Origin of the sequence: Enterobacter cloacae complex sp. 2024EL-00711 (assembly GCF_047529885.1) — a bacterium.
Classification (GTDB): domain Bacteria; phylum Pseudomonadota; class Gammaproteobacteria; order Enterobacterales; family Enterobacteriaceae; genus Enterobacter; species Enterobacter ludwigii.
This window is the reverse complement of record NZ_JBLIZC010000004.1, coordinates 25,210-45,425: the sequence shown is the minus strand read 5'-3', so window position 1 is coordinate 45,425 and position 20,216 is coordinate 25,210. Positions and strand designations below refer to the sequence as shown.

Genomic DNA, 20,216 nt, shown 5'->3' with positions numbered 1-20,216 from the left:
AAAACGGCAACCCCAGGGTTGCCGTTTTGCTTTTGCATTAACTGTGTTTATTTTTCAATTCAAACCGCGGTGATACCAGACCGTACAGCGTCCAGCCCATAAAGGTCACCATCGCACCATACAGCATGGCTTCCTGGCCGGAAGAGTAGAGCGCATAGAAGCTGTAAATTGCCCCAATCAGCGCCACAATATTCGCCACCCTCGCTTTGCCTGCGTCCACCTTCGCCACCTTCTGAATGATGACCAGCGCCGCCATCGACAGAATATACGGAATGATATTGGTCACTACCGCCAGGTTGACCAGCACGTTGAACTGGCTGTTCAGCGACGGGCTGATGGTCATCAAAGATAACCCACTCTGGAAGATAACAATCGCTAGCATGCCCTGAACCGGTGCCTCTGCTTTGCTGACCCGGGAGAAGATTTTCGGGAAATACCCTTCGTCAGCGGACGATTTAAAGACCTGAGCGATGGTGAACTGCCAGCCGAGGAGCGAGCCGCAGCAGGACATCACCATCAGCCCCATGATCACTTTCCCGACACCCGGCGTAAACATCTGCGCAAAGGCCAGACCGAACGGTGCCGTGGAACTGGCAAGATCCATGTTCGGTACAATCCCTGCAATCACGTTGGTTGAGACAATGTAAATGGCCGCAGCGCCCAGCGTACCGCCAAGCACGGCAATCGGTACGTTCTTCTCCGGGTTTTCCACCACTTCGGCGTTAGCACACGCAGATTCCAGCCCCAGGAAGGCCCACAGCGTCATGGCGATGGAAGAGCCCACTGCGGTGAAGAACGGAACATGGTGTGGGTTCCAGGAGTTGACGTACAGCGTGGGGCTAAACCAGAACCAGCCGATGATGCACAGCCCAACCACCGGGATAATGACCCCCCAGACGGTAATACTGCTGATCTGTCCGGTAATGCGCGCGCCGCCAAAGTTAGCCACGGTGCAGATCCACAGCACGCCGATGGTGGACAGCCCGATTTGCACCGGGGTCAGCGCCACACCGAACAGCTCCGTACCGTAACCCACGGCGGAAATGGCAATCGCCACGTTAGCGATCAGCAAAGAGACGCCGTAGGTGTAGTTGGCCATGAAGTTACCGGATTTGCCAAAGGCATATTCGGCGTAGCCGCCCATCCCGCCGGGCTTACGGCTGAACATACCGCACTTGGCGAATGCCCAGGCCAGTGCCATTGATCCCACGGCGGTCACCATCCAGGAGATAATCGAAATGGTTCCTACTTCCGCAAGCTTGGTGGGCAGCATGATGATCCCGGACCCCATCATGTTTACCATGGTGAGAATGGTCAGCTGCACCACGCCCATTTTATTGGACTTGCTCATAATTTTTCTCCTTTCAGCAGCGATGGCTGAGCGGAAGCGTGTTTGATGACGTTACAACGAACCTGCTTACGACCGTCACACTCCTCAACGTAAACGCCCTGCAGTTCCGGCGCGAAGCCCGGTAAAAGGTTGATACCCTCTTCCAGCGCAGCAAAGTAGCGCAGCACGGAACCGCCCCAGACTTCACCCGGCACAACGCACAACACCCCCGGTGGATAAGGAAGGGCACCTTCGGCGGCAATGCGACCTTCCGCATCGCGCAGTGAGACCAGCTCGACCTCACCCCGCAGGTAGGCATAGTTCGCCTCTTGCGGGTTCATCATGACGCGCGGGAAGTGAGACTTGCGGAACATCTCTTTTTGCAGCTGCTTCACGTTGTGGCGGGCGTACAGCTCATGCATTTCCTGGCAAATCTGGCGCAGGGTGTAATCTGCATAGCGCTCCGGATACTGTTTACAGACAGAAGGCAGTACCTCTTTGAGGGGGGCATCCGTCTCGAGCAGTTTTTCGAAGCGCACCAGTTGCGCGACCAGTTGCTGCAGTTTGCCCATATCCTCGGCAGGCGTGAGCAGGAACAGGATGGAGTTGAGATCGCATTTTTCCGGCACGATGCCGTTTTCACGCAGGAAGTTGGCGAGAATAGTGGCGGGGACGCCGAAATCCTCGTACTCACCGGTCCGGGCGTTAATACCCGGCGTGGTCAGCAGCAGTTTGCACGGATCGATAAAATACTGATGTTCGGCATAGCCTTCGAAGGCGTGCCAGTGTTCACCGGGCACGAAGTGGAAGAAGCGCAGGTCCGTGGCAATCTCAGCGGTGTCCCAGCTTTCCCACGGACGGCCATCAACCAGTTCCGGCACGAACGGGCGAAGATACTGGCAGTTCTGCAGGATCAGCTTACGGGCTTCGATACCGGTCACCACGCAATCCATCCACATGTTGCGGCCGCTCTGTCCCTCATGCATGCGGGCGTTGATATCCAGTGCAGCAAACAGCGGATAGAACGGGCTGGTGGACGCGTGCATCATGAAGGCGTTATTCAGCCGCTTATGCGGAACATAGCGCTGTTGGCCTTTGATGTGGCTGTCCTTCTTGTGGATTTGCGAGGTCTGCGAGAAACCGGCCTGCTGTTTATGGACTGACTGGGTGACCAGGATCCCCGGATCGTTTTCATTCAGCTCCAGCAGCAGCGGAGAGCAATCGGCCATCATCGGAATAAACTGCTCGTAACCCACCCAGGCAGAGTCAAACAGGATGTAGTCGCACAGATGGCCAATGTTATCCACGACCTGGCGAGCGTTATAGATGGTGCCATCGTAGGTACCCAGCTGGATCACCGCCAGGCGGAACGGACGCGCGTCGCGGGCACGGCCCGGCGCCACTTCGGACACCAGCTCACGCAGATAATTCTCCTCGAAGCAGTGGGCGTCGATGCCGCCAATAAAGCCGTACGGGTTACGTGCGGTTTCCAGATAGACCGGCGTTGCGCCCGCCTGAAGAAGTGCTCCGTGATGGTTGGATTTATGGTTGTTGCGATCGAACAGGACCAGGTCGCCCGGAGTGAGAAGGGCGTTGAGCACCACTTTGTTGGACGATGAGGTTCCGTTCAGCACGAAGTAGGTTTTATCGGCATTAAAGACTTTCGCCGCATGCTGCTGCGCAATGCAGGGTGCCCCTTCGTGGATCAGCAGATCGCCCATCGCCACGTCGGCGTTGCACAGGTCTGAGCGGAAAAGGGTTTCGCCAAAGAAATCAACAAACTGATTGCCGGCAGGGTGACGGCGGAAGAATTGCCCGCCCTGGTGACCCGGACAGTCGAAGGCGCTGTTACCCTGTTTGACATAGTCGACCAGAGCCCGGAAAAACGGCGGACGCAGTTGGGTTTCATACTTTTGTGCGGCCGCTTCCAGTTGGCGTCCGTGGAAGTCGTTGCTGGTGTCTGATGCTTCGAATACGCCGTGGATCCGCGATAAATACTCTGCCGGGATAATTTCTTCTTTATGCGTCGCGACAAAAACAGGAATGCCAAATCCGGTTGCTTCTATTTCTTCTATACGACCAGTGAAAATATCGCTGACGGCCAGAACAATGGCGGCAACATCAATATAATCCGTGGCGTTGATATCCACCAGTTCACGGTGAGTGGTAAAGCAATCAGGGCAGGCGCGGCTGGCTGCAATTTTTAAACTTTTCATCTTTCTCTCTTTATTTTAGGTAATAACAGTCCCTCGATTTCTTGCAGAAAAGAAATCGATAATATGCCGGAAAACAGCAAAAGGAGGCCGCTGATTAAAAAAATCAGTAATGCGTTTTTTGCTGAATAGAATTCAGTCCGCCCGGTCGCGGTTGAGCCTGAATTAAGATGAATGAGCGCACGGGTTCACAGGCAAGCGCCTGTAAAATAGGGTGTTTCAGGATAACCTGTAAGCGGGTGCGCCAGAAGTCGAAGGACTACCGGGCATTAAAGATATGAAAGTCAAAACAGTTTCGGTGGGCAAACATCATGATATGAGTTGTCCGCCTTATATGGGGCATTAAACGATTATTGTTTTCCATGTTTCATTTCCTTTCAGTAATTGAAAGCATGGACATTTTATCCTGGAAAAAGCGATTAACTGTGAAACAGATCACCGTTAACCGATCAAATCAGAAATAAATATTCTCTTTTGATGAATATCGCAGATCAAAATGCTGATATGTTGATGTTGCGTTAACGGATTGTATTATGAATGTGCTGAATGGACATAAATACACCAAAAAATAACCCGGAGATTATTTTTGCGCGTATTTTATGGGGGGGGTAGGTGTTTATTTAAAAATAAACTGAATAGTTATTCAAAGCATGAACCGATAACCGATACCGGTTTCAGTTAATAAATGACGAGGACGCGCGGGGTCAACTTCCAGTTTTTGTCGAAGGTGTCCCATATATATGCGTAAATAGTGACTATGTTCCACGGCGTTTGGCCCCCACACCTGACTCAACAGCTGGCGCTGGGTGAGTACCTTACCGTGATTATTGAGCAAAACGGCGAGTAGCCGAAACTCGATGGGGGTGAGATGGATTTCCTCTTCACCGCGAACAATGCGCCGTGCTGCCAGATCAACCCGAATATCACCAAACGTGTATGTTGGGTCGGCAGGGGTGGTGGCGCTGTGACGACGCAGCGCGACACGAAGGCGAGCCTGCAGTTCGCCAATACCAAAAGGCTTAATCAGATAGTCATCCGCTCCGGCATCCAGCGCCGCGATTTTATCCGACTCTTCGGTACGGGCTGACAGCACCAGAATGGGCATCTGACTCCACTGTCGAACCTCACGAATAAAATCGATGCCGTCGCCATCCGGCAGGCCGAGATCGAGGATCACCAGATCAGGTTTGCGCGTGGCCGCTTCAATCAAACCCCGCTGGAGCGTGCCGGCGTCATGAACGCGCAGGCCATCGCCTTCCAGCGCAGCACGCAGAAACCGGCTAATGGCGATCTCATCTTCAACAATCAGAACGTTGATCACAAATCCTCTGGTAATTCATTAAGTTCTGGCGGGGCTTCCAGAGGAAGTTTAACACAAAAACGTGCACCGCCTTCCGGGCGATTCTCCGCCGAAATGGTACCGCCATGAACGTCAATTATCGCCTGGCAAATCGCCAGACCCAGACCCACGCCGGGAATGGCCGACTCTTTATTACCGCGGGCAAATTTCTCGAAAATAGCGAACTCCTGTCCGGCAGGGATACCCGGCCCGGTATCCCAGACGTCAAGCCGTAGCGTGTGATCTTCCACTGTGGCATCCACCCCAATCCGGGCGTTTGCTCCTGCGTATTTGCCGGCATTTTCCAGCAGATTGATCAGCACGCGTTCAAACAGCGGGCCATCAACGTGAATTAACGTCAGCGGTTCGGGCATGTTCAGCGCAATATGGCGCCCACCGAGGCCTGGCTCCAGCATTTTCAGGGCGCTACCCACCACCTCTTCGAGCGTGAGCCACTCTTTTTTGAGGTTAAATCCGCCCGACTGAATGCGCGCCATATCAAGCAGATTATTTACCAGGCGTGTGGTGTTCAGCACATGCTGGCGGATCTCGCTGGCCTGCAACGCATGCTTCGAGCCTTCCGCTGCCAAATCCAGCGTCAAAATTTCTGACTGGCCAAACAGCACGGTGAGTGGGGTGCGAAGGTCGTGGGAGAGGGCGGCCAGCAATGAGTTACGAATGCTCTCGCGCTCGCTTGCCAGACGGGCCTGTTCTTCGCTGGCGGTAAGCGCCAGCCGTTCCAGCGCGCTTGCCACCAGCAGGGTAAATGTCTCCAGCAATCGCTGCTGTTCGGGGATCATCAGCTGGCGCAGATTCGAAGGTTCAACGATCACCAGCCCCTGATTTTTATCGGCACTGCGCAGCGGCAGAATTTGATACGGTACGCCGGGCAGGGTGTCCGTCCCTGCACCCGCAGGGAGTCCTTTATCAAAGCTCCAGCGCGCAATGGCTTCATCCCAGGGCGTCATACCTGAGGCCGAGGTCAGCGGGCGCAGTTTCCCGTGTTCGTCCGGAAGTAAAATCAGGTTGCTGGCGTGAAAGGTCGAGCGGATAAACTGCTCGCTGGTCTGCACAATATCCAGCGGTGTACGGCCAACCGCCAGCGATTTAGACATCTCATAGAGATGCCGTGTGCGCTGTTCGCGGTAGCGGGCGATACGGGCCTGATAGCGTACGCCCGCCGTCAGATTACCGATCACCAGCCCAACGGTAAGCATCACGGCAAAGGTGAGAATGTACTGCACATCCGAAACGGCGAGCGTTCCGCGGGGCGCGATAAAGAACAGATCGAAGCTGATGACGTTGATGAACGTTGCCAGTACCGAGGGCCAGCGCCCGTAAAAGAGCGCCACCACGACCACGCCGAGCAGGTAGATCATCACCAGATTGGCCGCGTCGAAGGCAATCAGCCAGTGGCTGGCAATCACGGTGATCAGCGCGCAGAGCACGACGGCGACAAGACAGCCGCGGATCTGAATTCGCCATTTATCATTAAAAGTGCGGCTGTCCGGTGCGCGGTTGGGTAAAGGGGTGGGTTTGTCATCCAGTGCGACAATCACCAGATCGAGGTCGGGAGCACGCCGGGCCAGTTTGTCAGCAAAGGATTCGCGGCTAAACCAGCGACGATGCTGACGACGGCCAATGACAATTTTCCCGAGGTTGTGCTCACGCGCGTAGCGCAGAATGGCTTTATCTTCCTGGGGATCGGAGAGAGTGGCGGTTTCTGCGCCCAGCTCCTGTGCCAGACGCAGCGAACTTAAGATCGCGCGGCGCTGGTTTTCAGGCAGCGCGTGAAGCTGCGGCGTCTCGACATAGACCGCATGCCAGACGCTGCCAAACTTGGCCGCCAGGCGCGCTGCGGTGCGGACGAGCTTTTCATTGCCGCTGCCGTGACCCACACACAGCAGAATGGCATCCCGCGTATGCCAGACGCGCTCCTGCCCTTGCAGGTCACGCCAGGCGCGCATCTGATCGTCCACGCGATCCGCCGTGCGACGCAGGGCCAGCTCGCGCAGGGCTATCAGGTTGCCTTTGCGAAAGAAATGTTCGATGGCGCGTTCGGCCTGACCTGCAATATAGACTTTTCCTTCATGCAGTCGCTGGCGCAGATCGTCTGGAGGCAGATCGACCAGCACCACTTCGTCCGCAGAGTCGAAAAAGGGATCGGGTACGGTTTCGCGAACCTGAATCCCGGTCACGCCGCTGACCACGTCGTTCAGGCTTTCGAGATGCTGAACATTTACCGTGGTGAAAACATCAATGCCTGCTTCAAGCAGCTCTTCAACGTCCTGCCAGCGTTTGGGGTGGCGCGAGCCTGAAGCATTACTGTGTGCCAGTTCGTCCATCAGGATAAGCGCGGGCCTGCGGGCGAGGGCGGCGTCGAGATCGAACTCCGTGACCAGACGCCCACGATGGCTGATACGGCGAGGCGGCTGTGTCGCCAGCCCCTTCAACAGTGCTGCCGTCTCTTTCCGGCCGTGGGTTTCCACCACGCCGATAAGAATATCGAGCCCTTGCGCCCGAAGCCGCTGGGCTTCTGTCAGCATGGCGAAGGTTTTCCCGACGCCAGCACAGGCGCCGAAGAAGATTTTCAGTTTGCCGCGATGGGCTTCAGCCGTCTGTTCGAGCAGCCTGTCCGGATCCGGGCGCATGGGCTCGTCGGTCATTTAGTTTTTCCTTAGCGCGTCCAGCGCCAGATTCAGCTCAACAATATTCACCACGGGCATGCCGATGAAGCTGACCAGCGGTTTTTGCGTATGCTCTGCGACCAGCTTGCTCACCTGTTCCACCGTCAGCTGACGGGCCGCCGCGACGCGGGGGATCTGCCATGCCACCGCCTTCGGCGTCAGGCTGTAGTCCAGCCCGCTTGCAGAGGCCGTCACCAGCTCCACAGGCACCTCCCGGCTGGCCTGTGGATTTGCGGCGCGCAGGGCGGCTACACGTTCGGCAATGGCTTTATCCAGCTCCGGGTTGCTGCCGGCCAGGTTACTGCCACCGGATGCCATCGGATTATACGGGCTTTCGGCAGTGGCGGAAGGGCGTCCCTGGAAGTAACGGGCGTCGGTAAAATTCTGTCCAATCAGACGCGAACCGCGGTTTTCACCGTTTTGTATGATCAGCGAGCCGTTGGCCTGATCCTTAAACCACCACTGGCCCAGCGCGGTGGTCACCAGCGGGTAAAGCCCGCCGGTAATAAGCGACAACAGAATAAACAGAAGTATAGCGGGACGTAACATCGTCATTTGATTCACCTTTTAAACCAGCCCAAACAGCGTCAACAGCAGGTCGATAACCTTGATACCGATGAAGGGGACAATCAGCCCACCCAGCCCGTAAATCCACAGGTTGCGGCGCAGCATGGCGGCCGCGGTCAGCGGTTTATAGCTCACCCCTTTGAGCGCCAGCGGGATCAGGAAGACAATAATCAGGGCGTTAAAAATAACCGCACTGAGAATGGCTGATGCTGGCGAGTGCAGATGCATCACGTTCAGCGCATTAAGCTGCGGATAGGTGGCCGCAAACGCCGCGGGAATGATGGCAAAGTATTTTGCGACGTCGTTGGCGATACTGAACGTTGTCAGTGAACCGCGCGTCATCAGCATCTGCTTACCGATGTGCACAACTTCAATCAGCTTGGTCGGGTTCGAGTCGAGGTCGACCATGTTGCCCGCCTCTTTCGCCGCCTGGGTACCGGAGTTCATGGCCACCGCCACGTCGGCCTGCGCAAGGGCTGGGGCATCGTTGGTGCCATCACCCGTCATCGCCACCAGGCGGCCTTCCGCCTGATACTGACGAATTAACGCCAGCTTGGCTTCAGGCGTTGCCTCCGAGAGAAAATCATCCACGCCTGCTTCGGCAGCAATCGCGGCGGCGGTCAGACGGTTGTCCCCGGTGATCATCACCGTTTTGATCCCCATTTTCCGCAGCTGGGCAAAGCGCTCTTTGATCCCGCCTTTTACGATATCCTTCAGCGAAATCACCCCCAGCACATGTGCCCCTTCAGCCACCACCAGCGGCGTCGCGCCCTGACGTGCCACGCTCTCGACCAGGTTGTCCACTTCTGGTGGGAAATGACCATTGTTGGCTTCAATGTGGCGACGAATTGCGTCGACGGAGCCTTTACGGATCATGCGGTCCTGAATGTTGATGCCGCTCATTCGGGTTTGTGCCGTGAAGGGAACGAAAGTCGCATGGAGACTCTGAACGTCGCGCTGGCGCAGGTTAAAGCGCTGCTTGGCGAGGATCACGATACTGCGGCCTTCCGGCGTTTCATCGGCGAGCGAAGAGAGTTGCGCCGCATCCGCCAGCGTTTTTTCATCCACGCCGGGGGCAGGTAAGAACTCTGACGCCTGGCGGTTACCGAGGGTAATTGTCCCGGTTTTATCCAGCAGCAGAACGTCTACATCCCCTGCGGCCTCTACCGCACGTCCGCTGGTCGCGATGACGTTCGCGCCCAGCATACGGCTCATACCGGCCACGCCGATGGCCGACAGCAGCCCCCCGATGGTGGTCGGGATCAGGCAGACCAGCAGCGCCACCAGGACGGTGGTGGTGACCGCGGTACCGCCGTAAGCGGAGAATGGCCACAACGTGGCGGTTGCCAGTAAAAAGACAATCGTCAACGCCACCAGCAGGATGGTCAGGGCAATTTCGTTTGGTGTTTTACGACGCTGCGCGCCTTCCACCATGGCAATCATACGGTCAAGGAAGGTTTCACCCGGGTTGACGCTACACTGGATCACCAGCCAGTCGGAGAGAATGCGTGTCCCGCCCGTCACGGAGGCGAAATCACCCCCGGATTCACGTATGACGGGAGCGGATTCCCCGGTGATGGCACTTTCATCTACCGACGCGCCGCCTTCGATGACTTCACCGTCGCAGGGGATAATGTCCCCGGCTTCGACCAGCACCACGTCACCTTTACGCAGTTCATCTGCCGGGACATGGTCCATCTGGGCACCGTATTTCGGTTCGCGTAATTTGCGCGCAAAAGCGGTCTTTTTCACCCCTTTGAGGCTATTGGCCTGCGCTTTGCTGCGGCCTTCCGCCAGCGCTTCCGCAAAGTTGGCAAACAGTACGGTGAACCACAGCCACAGGCTGATAGCGCCGGTGAACATCGCATTCCCCTGCAGATGACCCGTTCCCATGGCAATCGCCAGCGCGGTGGTGAGTAAACTCCCTATCCAGACGATAAACATCACCGGGTTGTGCCACTGCACGCGCGGGCTCAACTTTTTCACCGCATCCATGAGGGCCTGTCGAACTAACGAAGGTTCAAACAGGGCCATTTGTTTACGACTCATGACAAATTCTCCGCAAAATCAGCGTAAAGAGAGGTATTCCGCGACCGGGCCTAACGCGAGGGCGGGGATAAAGGTCAGGGCGCCGACCAGCAGCACGGTACCGGCCAGCAGTCCGATAAACAGCGCGCCGTGGGTCGGCAACGTCCCGCTGGTGGTCGGTTGAATTTTTTTGCTCACCAGCGACCCGGCAATCGCCAGCACCGGCACAATGACCCCGAAACGGCCCACGAACATGCAGAACGCCAGCAGACAGTTCCAGAACGGTGAGTTAGCGCTTAAGCCTGCGAAGGCACTACCGTTATTGTTAGAAGCAGAAGAGACGGCATAAAGCACTTCGCTAAAGCCGTGGATGCCAGGGTTGAAGATGCCGCTGCGTCCGGCCTCCGTCATCAGTGCCAGTGCGGTACCCGCCAGCACGAGGGCAGGGGTGACCAGAATCGCCAGCGCGGTTAACTTCATCTCACGGACATCGATTTTTTTGCCCAGATATTCCGGGGTGCGACCAATCATCAGACCCGCAATGAACACCGCCAGCAGAACAAACAGCAGCATGCCGTAAAGCCCCGAGCCTACGCCGCCGAAAACCACTTCGCCGATCTGCATCAGCCACATCGGGATCATGCCGCCCAGTGCCGTGAAGGAGTCGTGCATAGCATTGACCGCCCCGCAGGATGCCGCCGTCGTGACCACGGCATAAAGGCTGCTGGCGAGAATGCCAAAGCGGCTCTCTTTCCCTTCCATATTCATGGTGCCGTCAGCGCCCAGCGTCAGGAAATGCGGGTTACCTTGCCATTCGGCCCACATCACCAGCGCAACACAGACGACAAAGATGAGCGACATGGTCCAGAGCAGGGTGCGGCCCTGACGACGATCGTTCACCACATCGCCAAAAGCAAAGCACAGCGCTGCGGGGATCAGGAAGATCGCCAGCATTTGCACTGCGTTGGTCAGTGCCGTTGGGTTTTCAAACGGATGCGATGAGTTGGCATTGAAGAAACCGCCACCATTCGTACCGAGCATCTTAATGGCTTCCTGTGAGGCCACAGGCCCCATCGGCAGAAGCTGTTTTGCCCCTTCAAGCGAGGTATAAGGCGCGTAAGGCAGCAGGTTTTGCAGCGTACCTTGCTGAATAAAGAACAGCGCGATTAGCAGAGCAATCGGAAGTAAGACCCACAGAGTAATGCGCGTGAGATCAACCCAGGCATTGCCCAGCGTACCCATATTCTGACGTGCAAACGCACGCGTCAGCGCGAAGACAACCGCGATGCCGCTGGCTGCTGAGAGGAAATTTTGTACGGTTAATCCCACCATCTGGCTGAAGTAGCTCAGCGTGGTTTCGCCGGCGTAGGATTGCCAGTTGGTATTGGTGACAAAGCTGACGGCCGTATTCAGCGCAAGATGCCAGGACAGGCCCGGTAACTGTTGCGGGTTCAGCGGCAGGCTACCCTGCAACATCAGCATGACAAAGAGCGCGACCAGCCCAACAATATTCAGCAGCAGAATAGCGACCAGATACTGACGCCAGTTCATCTCCTGATCGCGTATTCCCAGTACGCGCCAGATCCCTTTTTCGATACTTCCCGTACCCGGTAAGGACACGTTGTTGATCAGCCGCGCGAGCCCCGTTCCCAGCGGTCTGGCAAGCACCATTAAGACCAGTAAAAAGCTGGCTATAAGTAAAAACGCCTGAGCAGCCATCAGAAGGCCTCCGCATTAATCAGGGCGTAGACCAGATAACCCAATAACAGGAACACCAGCACGATGCCGGTAATCAGACCTGCACTCACAATCCACCTCCGAGTGACATTTGTATTTGTGTTAACGGTAGGATTTATGGCGCAAAGATTTCGCAAAAATCGGCAGGGTGGGTGTAAAAAAAGTATAAAAATGGAAAAGGCACAATTTAACTATTGGTAAGTAAATCGTTAACTTTTTTGTAACTTACTTACGGCGGAAATGTAAATATTCACTAAATGGATGAAAATAACTGGTCTGATGAGTAGTAAAATTACAAACAAAGCGGTATTATTTTAGCCAGATCACAGATTTCAAATTTTCCGGAGCATGTTTCCGGCCAACTATAGGGGAGAAAATATGGATCTTTATAAAGCGTATCCGGCTCATATCGTTTTCATGCGTCGCACTTTCGCCGTAGTGGCTGGCGTGCTGGCCCTGCCGATGATGCTCTTCTGGAAAGACCGCGCACGTTTTTATAGCTATTTGCACCGCGTCTGGGCCAAAACCAGCGAGAAGCCGGTGTGGATGGATCAGGCCGAGAAAGCGACCTGCGATTTTTACTGATACAAAGACGACACACAGCAATAAAAAAAACCGCCTACAGCAATGTGGCGGTTTTTTTTATCCCTCAGGATCCGCGGTCCGTTGGGCCGTTTTTGGGCTCTCGTCAGAGCGTGTGTCCACCGACTTATCACCGGTGGTGAACGGTGGAGCGGTTAGCAGCAGGGACCGCATGATGAAACGCTCTTTTTGCATTGCGTTCATTGTCGCCAGCGTACTCGTGGTAAGACGTGATGAACCGACACTGTTTATTGCTTTTACCATGATGGCGCAGGACACGTAGCGTTAAGGCCGCCCCGGGCGGCCTTTTTTATTTCATCGCGTCTACACTTCATGGCAAAGTAGATAAAAGCCAGCCGCATTTTCTCTTTAGTGGCATGGCCTTACGGACATAATGGATAATTGCCAGGAGTTTTATGCCCACCCATCTGGTTTGGTTTCGCGCGGACCTGCGCGTACATGACAATCTCGCCCTTGCGGCTGCCTGCCGCTCCCCGGAAGCCCGCGTGCTGGCGGTGTTTATCGCCACCCCCGGGCAGTGGCAGCAGCATGCTATGGCACCACGCCAGGCGGCTTACCTCAGCTCACATCTGAATGGCTTGCAGTGTTCGCTTGCCGAAAAAGGGATCCCGCTCATTTATAAAGAGGTCAGTGACTTCTCCGCACAATGCCAGGCCGTGCAGGCAATCTGTGAGCAGTACGATGTCACGCACCTTTTTTACAACTATCAGTACGAATTCAATGAACGTCAGCGGGATCGTCAGCTGGAGAAAATCCTGCAGGATGTAGAGTGTCAGGGTTTTGATGACAGCGTCATGCTGCCGCCGGGCAGTGTCATGACCGGCAACCACGAGATGTATAAAGTCTTTACGCCGTTTAAAAATGCCTTCATTAAAAGACTGAAGGAGGCACTGCCAGAATGCGTGGCTGCACCCACCGTGAGGGGAGACGCCATAACGGAGATACCCGAGCGGGAGTTTGACTATCCGCAACAGGCGTTTGATGAGATTCTGTTCCCGGCTACCGAAAAAAACGCTATCGCGAAGCTGCGCCAGTTTTGTAAAGCGGGGGCTGGCGATTACGACGCGCGCAGGGATTTTCCCGCGACTGAGGGCACCAGCCGTTTATCGGCCTGTCTGGCGCTGGGCGTGCTCTCTCCGCGCCAGTGCCTGCATCGTCTTCTGGCGGAACAACCACAGGCACTGGACGGGGGCCCCGGCTCCGTCTGGCTTAACGAACTTATCTGGCGCGAATTTTATCGCCATTTGATGACGTATCACCCTGATTTATGTAAGCATCGACCGTTTATACCCTGGACTGATAACGTAAAATGGCAACACAACGAGAGCCACTTACAGGCCTGGCAGAAAGGCGAAACGGGTTTCCCGATTGTTGATGCCGCGATGCGCCAGCTCAATGAAACCGGATGGATGCACAACCGGCTGCGAATGATTACTGCCAGCTTCCTGGTGAAAGATCTGCTTATCGACTGGCGTGTCGGGGAGCGGTATTTTATTTCTCAGCTGATCGATGGCGATCTGGCGGCGAATAACGGCGGCTGGCAGTGGGCGGCGTCCACCGGAACCGACGCCGCGCCCTATTTCCGTATTTTTAATCCTGCCACGCAGGGACAAAAATTTGATGCAGACGGCGAGTTTATCCGCCGCTGGTTACCCGCGCTGAGCAATGTCCCTGCAAAAGCGATCCACGACCCGTGGGCATGGGCGGATAAACAGGGCGTGAAGCTCGATTATCCCCGTCCGATTGTTGACCATAAACAGGCGCGTGTCGCCACGCTGGCGGCGTACGAGGCCGCCCGCAAAGCTTAAGAGAGTGATGATGAAAAACAGCGAACTGGAAAGCCTGATTAACGAAAAACTGAACAGCGCCTCCTTCAGCGATTACGGCCCGAACGGCCTCCAGGTTGAAGGACGCGAAACGGTGCAGAAAATTATCACTGGCGTGACGGCAAGCCAGGCGCTGCTGGACGAAGCCGTCCGTCAGGAAGCGGATGCCGTTATTGTCCATCACGGTTATTTCTGGAAAAACGAAGCACCGATCATTCGCGGTATGAAGCGAAACCGCCTGAAAACGCTGCTGGCAAATGATATCAACCTGTACGGTTACCATCTGCCGCTGGATGCGCACCCGGAGCTGGGCAATAACGTACAGCTCGCGCAGCTGTTGGGGATTACCGTCATGGGTGAAATTGAGCCGCTGGTGCCCTGGGGAGAGCTGGCCATGCCGGTGCCCGGCCTGGAGCTGGCCTCATGGATTGAAGCGCGTCTGGGACGCCGTCCGCTCTGGTGCGGTGACACCGGTCCGGACACGGTGAAACGGGTTGCCTGGTGTACTGGTGGTGGTCAGGGCTTTATTGATAGTGCGGCACGCTTTGGTGTCGATGCCTTCATCACTGGAGAAGTGTCCGAGCAGACCGTCCATTCGGCGCGTGAACAAGGTCTGCATTTTTACGCGGCAGGTCACCATGCCACCGAGCGTGGCGGAATTCGCGCCCTCAGTGAATGGCTGACCGAAAATACCGATCTGGATGTCACGTTTATTGATATCCCTAACCCGGCCTGATGAGAGGTATCTGAGTGCAGCGAGCGCGTTGTTATCTTCTGGGGGAAACGGCAGTGGTTCTGGAGCTGGAACCGCCAGTGACCCTTGCCACGCAAAAGCGTATCTGGCGGCTAACGCAGCGCCTGGCCGATGTGCCTGAAGTGGTTGAAGCGATTCCGGGTATGAATAACATCACCGTGGTGCTGCGTAATCCGCATACGCTGGCGCTGGATGCTATTGAACGTTTGCAGCGCTGGTGGGAAGAGAGCGAGGCGCTGGAGCCGGATTCCCGGACAATTGAGATCCCGGTGGTGTATGGCGGCGAGCATGGACCCGATCTTGGCGTGGTGGCGGAACACTGCGGATTAACGGAAAAGCAGGTGGTTGAATTGCACGCCTGCGTTGATTACGTGGTCTGGTTCTTAGGTTTCCAGCCGGGCTTCCCCTATCTGGGGGGGCTCTCACCGCAATTGCATACGCCGCGTCGCGCCGAACCCCGCCTGAGCGTGCCGGCGGGCACGGTGGCTATCGGGGGTGAGCAGACCGGCATTTATCCTCTGACGTCACCGGGTGGCTGGCAGCTTATCGGGCATACGTCCAGGCCGTTATTTGAACCAGGGCAGGAGGTTCCCATACTCCTCCGTCCCGGCGATACCCTGCGCTTTATCCCGCAGAAGGAGGGGGTATGTTAACGCTGATTCGCGCCGGGCTTTACACGTCCGTGCAGGATGCCGGCCGCTTTGGCATGCGCCAGTCGGGCGTGAGCTACTGTGGTGCGCTGGACAGGCCTGCGCTTGAGATTGCAAACGTGCTGGTGGGCAACCCTGGCAGCACGGCGGCACTCGAAATTACGCTTGGCCAGTGTGTGATTGAATTCGGCGAGGAGACCTGGTTTGCCTTAACCGGGGCCGCCTGTGACGCCGAGCTGGATGGCAAAGCGGTCTGGACAGGCTGGCGGCTGCGAGCGAAAGCCGGGCAGCGTCTGACCCTCAAACGTCCTGTGCACGGCGTGCGAAGCTATCTTGCGGTCGCAGGAGGGATTGATGTGCCAGAGGTGCTGGGTTCATCCAGTACCGATCAGAAAGCCGGCATTGGCGGTCATGAAGGGCGCCTGCTGCGTGACGGCGATCGTCTGGCGGTTAAACCCTCAACGCGCCACTTCTCGACGGCCCAGGGGGTAAAACAGCTGTTATGGACCAACCAGATCCGTGCCTTACCGGGGCCGGAATATCAGGAGTTCGATGAAGTCGCTCAGGAGACGTTCTGGCGTTCGCCGTGGAAGATCAGCCCGCAAAGTAACCGTATGGGATACCGCCTGCAGGGGCAGCCATTGACCCGTACGACAGATCGGGAATTGCTCTCACACGGTTTATTGCCTGGCGTTATTCAGGTACCGGGTAACGGTCAGCCGATCGTGCTGATGAACGATGCGCAAACCACGGGGGGATACCCGCGTATTGCCTGCATCATTGAAGCGGATCGCTACCATCTGGCGCAAATTCCTCTCGGACAGCCGATTCATTTTGTGCAATGTTCGCTGGAGGAGGCGCTGAAGGCACGCCAGGATCAGCAGCGTTATCTGGAACAACTGGCATGGAGGCTCGATGGCAAAGATTGATTTAAACGCCGATCTGGGTGAGGGCGGAAGTGCCGATGCTGAACTGATGACGCTGGTCTCTTCGGTCAATATTGCCTGTGGGTTTCATGCGGGTGACGCGCAAACCATGCTGGTCAGCGTGCGTAATGCGATTAAGCACGGCGTGGCGATAGGGGCACATCCCAGTTTTCCTGACAGGGATAATTTTGGCCGCACGGCAATGGATCTCCCTCCTGAGACGGTGTATGCCCAGACGCTCTATCAAACGGGCGCGCTGGAGGCGATTGTGCGTTCCCAGCAGGGCGTGCTGCGCCATGTGAAACCCCACGGCATGCTCTACAATCAGGCGGCCAAAGATCCGGCTCTCGCGGATGCCATTGCCCGCGCGGTGCGGGACTGCAACCCGCAGCTCATCCTGGTGGGGCTGGCGGGGAGCGAGCTTATTCGTGCGGGACAGCGGCTGGGGTTAACCACCCGTCAGGAAGTTTTTGCTGACAGAGGGTACCAGCCGGACGGCAGCCTGGTTCCCCGTTCACTGCCCGGTGCGCTTATTACCGATGAATCACAGGCGCTGGCGCAAACGCTGGCGATGGTATGTGAGGGCTCGGTAAAGGCAATTGATGGTTCAACGGCCAGAGTCCGGGCGGATACGGTGTGTTTACACGGCGATGGTGAGCATGCGCTGCAGTTTGCACGCCGCTTACGGGCGGCCTTTGCGGAGCAGGGTATTCTCGTGAGTGCATGACATAACGATAAGGACAGAAAAATGCCTGAAGGCCCGGAGATCCGCCGTGCAGCGGATAGCCTCGAGGCGGCGATAAAGGGCAAACCGCTGACGGATGTCTGGTTTGCTTTTCCTCAACTGAAACCGTTTGAAGCCCAGCTGGTGGGGCAGACGGTGACGCACATTGAAACGCGCGGCAAAGCGCTGCTCACGCATTTCTCCCATAACCTGACGTTATATAGCCATAATCAGCTGTACGGCGTTTGGCGCGTGGTGAAGGCAAACGAGCAGCCGCAAACAACCCGCGTGCTGCGCGTCAGGCTACAGACGGCAGACAACGCGATTCTGCTCTACAGCGCATCCGATATCGAAATGTTAACGCCAGAGCAGCTGCTCACTCACCCGTTCCTGCAGCGCGTCGGGCCGGATGTGCTGGATATGAGCCTGACCCCGGGCGAGGTGAAAGCCCGTCTGGTGTCACCTCGGTTTCGTAACCGACAGTTTTCCGGACTGTTGCTCGATCAGGCGTTTCTGGCTGGATTAGGAAATTACCTGCGGGTGGAGATCCTCTGGGAGGTGGGCCTGGCGGCGCAGCATAAGGCATCGCAACTCAGTGATGAACAGCTGGAGGCGTTATCCCACGCACTGCTGGATATCCCGCGCCTGTCGTACAACACGCGTGGCGTGGTGGATGACAACAAGCACCATGGGGCATTGTTCCGCTTTAAGGTGTTTCATCGTGAAGGGAAGGCGTGTGAGCGGTGCGGCGGGTTAATTGCGAAAACCACGCTGTCATCGAGACCGTTTTACTGGTGTCCGCACTGCCAGAAGTAAAATGAAAACGGTAACCCAGGGGGTTACCGTTTTTAATGTCTTCACTCTCTCGGAGTAAGAGAGGGATGGGGTGAGGACATCAGGCCACACCCCGTTAACATCAGCGTTTGATGTCAGACTTAAAATCACGCTGCTCGTAGCCAGTATACAGCTGACGAGGACGGGCGATTTTCATGCCTTCGCTGTGCATTTCGTTCCAGTGCGCAATCCAGCCAACGGTACGTGCCATGGCGAAGATCACGGTGAACATGGAAGACGGAATGCCCATCGCTTTCAGAATAATGCCAGAGTAGAAATCGACGTTCGGGTAGAGTTTCTTCTCGATGAAGTACGGGTCGTTCAGCGCGATGTGCTCAAGCTCCATCGCCACTTCCAGCAGGTCGTCTTTTGTACCCAGCTCTTTCAGCACTTCGTGGCATGTTTCACGCATAACGGTAGCGCGTGGGTCGTAGTTTTTGTACACACGGTGACCGAAGCCCATCAGACGGAAGGAGTCATTCTTGTCTTTCGCGCGACGCACGAATTCAGGAATGTGCTCAACGGAGCTGATCTCTTCCAGCATCTTCAGTGCCGCTTCGTTCGCGCCGCCGTGCGCCGGTCCCCACAGGGAGGCGATACCCGCAGCGATACAGGCGAACGGGTTCGCGCCTGAAGAGCCTGCGGTACGGACGGTGGAGGTGGAGGCGTTCTGTTCGTGGTCGGCGTGCAGGATCAGAATACGGTCCATCGCACGTTCCAGTACCGGGTTCACTTCGTACTCTTCACACGGTGTGGAGAACATCATGCGCAGGAAGTTACCGGCGTAGGAGAGGTCGTTACGTGGATAAACAAACGGCTGGCCGATGGAGTATTTGTAACACATCGCTGCCATTGTCGGCATTTTGGACAGCAGGCGGAACGCCGCGATATCGCGGTGACGTGGATTATTCACGTCCAGCGAGTCGTGGTAGAACGCTGCCAGCGCGCCGGTAATACCGCACATCACCGCCATTGGGTGAGAATCACGACGGAAAGCATGGAACAGACGAGTAATCTGCTCATGAATCATAGTGTGACGGGTGACGGTGGTTTTGAATTCATCGTATTGTGCCTGCGTCGGTTTTTCGCCGTTCAGCAGGATGTAGCACACTTCCAGATAGTTGGATTCGGTGGCTAACTGATCGATGGGGAAGCCGCGATGGAGCAGGATACCTTCGTCACCATCAATGAAGGTGATTTTGGATTCGCAAGATGCGGTAGAGGTAAATCCAGGGTCGAAGGTGAATACACCTTTAGAACCCAGCGTACGGATATCAATAACATCCTGACCGAGCGTGCCTTTTAGCACATCCAGTTCAACAGCAGTGTCACCATTTAGGGTGAGCGTTGCCTTTGTATCAGCCATTTACGGTCTCCTTAGCGCCTTATTGCTTAAGACTGCCAATTACCGGATTTGCATTCTGCTGATTTCTCACCGTTACCAGTTTGTTATTTGGCTTACCGCTCAGCTCACGAGGAGAAACCAGGGTACAGAGCTATGGCGCCTTGCAGGTAAAAACATGAAAAATCAGTGAAACAACAGCAAATCAGTGTCTTCGCAGTCCGAATTATTCAAACCTGTATATCACTAATAACTGTCCTGATAACTTCGGTCAATACCATCACACTGTTACATAACTATTTGTCAGGTGAAAGTGAGACCTCATAACTTTTGCGCATTATATGCCTTTTCTGATGACGTTTGTAACAATATTGTTTAACATTTGTCAAATCAGATGATTAAAAATTAAAAAGATGTTGTTATCGTGACCCTGATCACTGTTCCAGAGAAAACCCGACAAACTGTATGTAGGTTAATTGTAATGATTTTGTGAACGGCCTATACTGCCGCCAGGTCTCCGGAACACCCTGCAATCCCGAGCCACCCAGCGTTGTAACGTGTCGTTTTAGCATTTGGAAGCAATGTTTTGCATGACGCGCAGTTATAGAAAAGGAACGCTGTCTGACCCGCATCGCAGTCCGGAGGAAGGAAACAAT

17 protein-coding genes are annotated in these 20,216 nt (G+C 55.7%); 7 read left to right on the top strand and 10 right to left on the bottom strand.

What is annotated here, in order from left to right; genetic code table 11:
- Positions 1-37: 37 nt before the first annotated feature.
- The 9 genes from potE to kdpF all read right to left on the bottom strand — a co-directional run bounded on the left by potE (position 38) and on the right by kdpF (position 11,972).
- The gene (gene potE, locus ACMVME_RS12550; RefSeq protein WP_068795105.1) at positions 38-1,351 is read right to left on the bottom strand and encodes a putrescine-ornithine antiporter; all 1,314 of its coding nucleotides are present in this window, start codon (positions 1,349-1,351) and stop codon (positions 38-40) included.
- On the bottom strand, positions 1,348-3,546 hold the full coding sequence (gene speF, locus ACMVME_RS12545; RefSeq protein WP_068795104.1) for an ornithine decarboxylase SpeF: 2,199 nt from the start codon (positions 3,544-3,546) through the stop codon (positions 1,348-1,350). The genes potE and speF overlap by 4 nt, the downstream gene beginning before the upstream one ends.
- A gap of 256 nt (positions 3,547-3,802) precedes the next feature.
- Positions 3,803-3,907 (bottom strand): leader peptide SpeFL, encoded by a 105-nt coding sequence (gene speFL / locus ACMVME_RS12540; protein WP_106503839.1) that lies wholly within the window; start codon positions 3,905-3,907, stop codon positions 3,803-3,805.
- Between the two features lie 279 nt (positions 3,908-4,186).
- On the bottom strand, positions 4,187-4,864 hold the full coding sequence (gene kdpE, locus ACMVME_RS12535) for a two-component system response regulator KdpE (RefSeq protein WP_014169154.1): 678 nt from the start codon (positions 4,862-4,864) through the stop codon (positions 4,187-4,189).
- Positions 4,861-7,548, bottom strand: coding sequence for a two-component system sensor histidine kinase KdpD (kdpD, locus tag ACMVME_RS12530; RefSeq protein WP_014169155.1), 2,688 nt, complete (start codon positions 7,546-7,548; stop codon positions 4,861-4,863). The genes kdpE and kdpD overlap by 4 nt, the downstream gene beginning before the upstream one ends.
- A complete protein-coding gene (kdpC, locus tag ACMVME_RS12525) occupies positions 7,549-8,124 on the bottom strand; it encodes a potassium-transporting ATPase subunit KdpC (protein WP_068795103.1) in 576 nt (191 codons plus the stop codon). It abuts the gene before it with no gap.
- 12 nt (positions 8,125-8,136) lie between these two features.
- Positions 8,137-10,185: a potassium-transporting ATPase subunit KdpB gene (kdpB, locus tag ACMVME_RS12520; RefSeq protein ID WP_014169157.1), complete on the bottom strand. Its 2,049-nt coding sequence runs from the start codon at positions 10,183-10,185 to the stop codon at positions 8,137-8,139.
- A gap of 18 nt (positions 10,186-10,203) precedes the next feature.
- On the bottom strand, positions 10,204-11,883 hold the full coding sequence (gene kdpA / locus ACMVME_RS12515; RefSeq protein ID WP_040016943.1) for a potassium-transporting ATPase subunit KdpA: 1,680 nt from the start codon (positions 11,881-11,883) through the stop codon (positions 10,204-10,206).
- Complete coding sequence (gene kdpF / locus ACMVME_RS12510; protein ID WP_015386886.1) at positions 11,883-11,972, bottom strand: K(+)-transporting ATPase subunit F; 90 nt, start codon at positions 11,970-11,972, stop codon at positions 11,883-11,885. Before kdpF ends, kdpA begins: the two co-directional genes overlap by 1 nt.
- Before the next feature lie 307 nt (positions 11,973-12,279).
- On the opposite strand from kdpF, the gene ACMVME_RS12505 reads away from it, so the two are divergent.
- From ACMVME_RS12505 to nei, 7 genes are all read left to right on the top strand, one after another.
- Positions 12,280-12,486: a YbfA family protein gene (locus ACMVME_RS12505; RefSeq protein ID WP_068795102.1), complete on the top strand. Its 207-nt coding sequence runs from the start codon at positions 12,280-12,282 to the stop codon at positions 12,484-12,486.
- 413 nt (positions 12,487-12,899) lie between these two features.
- Positions 12,900-14,312: a deoxyribodipyrimidine photo-lyase gene (phrB, locus tag ACMVME_RS12500; protein ID WP_068795101.1), complete on the top strand. Its 1,413-nt coding sequence runs from the start codon at positions 12,900-12,902 to the stop codon at positions 14,310-14,312.
- A gap of 10 nt (positions 14,313-14,322) precedes the next feature.
- Entirely contained in the window at positions 14,323-15,066 is a 744-nt protein-coding gene (locus ACMVME_RS12495; protein WP_020884971.1) for a type 2 GTP cyclohydrolase I, read from the top strand.
- A gap of 14 nt (positions 15,067-15,080) precedes the next feature.
- On the top strand, positions 15,081-15,737 hold the full coding sequence (gene pxpB / locus ACMVME_RS12490; protein WP_014169163.1) for a 5-oxoprolinase subunit PxpB: 657 nt from the start codon (positions 15,081-15,083) through the stop codon (positions 15,735-15,737).
- The gene (gene pxpC / locus ACMVME_RS12485) at positions 15,731-16,663 is read left to right on the top strand and encodes a 5-oxoprolinase subunit PxpC (protein WP_032677695.1); all 933 of its coding nucleotides are present in this window, start codon (positions 15,731-15,733) and stop codon (positions 16,661-16,663) included. Before pxpB ends, pxpC begins: the two co-directional genes overlap by 7 nt.
- Positions 16,650-17,387 carry a 5-oxoprolinase subunit PxpA gene (pxpA, locus tag ACMVME_RS12480; RefSeq protein ID WP_068795100.1) on the top strand — a complete coding sequence of 246 codons (738 nt, stop codon included), beginning with the start codon at positions 16,650-16,652 and terminating at the stop codon, positions 17,385-17,387. Before pxpC ends, pxpA begins: the two co-directional genes overlap by 14 nt.
- A gap of 21 nt (positions 17,388-17,408) precedes the next feature.
- Entirely contained in the window at positions 17,409-18,200 is a 792-nt protein-coding gene (gene nei / locus ACMVME_RS12475) for an endonuclease VIII (protein ID WP_047743903.1), read from the top strand.
- A gap of 100 nt (positions 18,201-18,300) precedes the next feature.
- Here the strand turns inward: nei and ACMVME_RS12470 are convergent, their stop codons facing one another.
- A complete protein-coding gene (locus tag ACMVME_RS12470) occupies positions 18,301-19,584 on the bottom strand; it encodes a citrate synthase (protein ID WP_014169167.1) in 1,284 nt (427 codons plus the stop codon).
- Positions 19,585-20,216 lie beyond the last annotated feature (632 nt).